Genomic DNA, 326 nt, shown 5'->3' on the forward strand with positions numbered 1-326 from the left:
ATCGGCGCTACGGCGTTTCACTTCTGAGTTCGGCATGGGGTCAGGTGGGACCACCGCGCTACAGCCGCCAGGCAAATTCTTTGTGCTCTGTCCTGTGTCTTTTGGGCTGATACTGCGTTGGCTGCACTTGCGAACGTCAGTCACATACCAATGTATGCTCCTTTCGTCGCTTCACTTGCCGCCTTGTCTCAGCGCAAAATCCTTCGGACTTACTAATCTGTAATCAAGCTGAATATTGTGTCTGTCTTCGCCAAAACATCTTCGGCGTTGTAAGGTTAAGCCTCACGGTTCATTAGTATCGGTTAGCTCAATGTATCGCTACACTT

Annotated in this window: 1 rRNA gene; it reads right to left on the reverse strand. The window is 50.0% G+C overall.

What is annotated here, in order from left to right:
- Window positions 1–72: ribosomal RNA gene (rrf, locus tag OGV77_RS00855) — 5S ribosomal RNA — on the reverse strand; the annotation flags it as partial.
- Window positions 73–326 lie beyond the last annotated feature (254 nt).

This window comes from Citrobacter sp. Ce129, assembly GCF_030334545.1.
GTDB lineage: Bacteria > Pseudomonadota > Gammaproteobacteria > Enterobacterales > Enterobacteriaceae > Citrobacter > Citrobacter europaeus.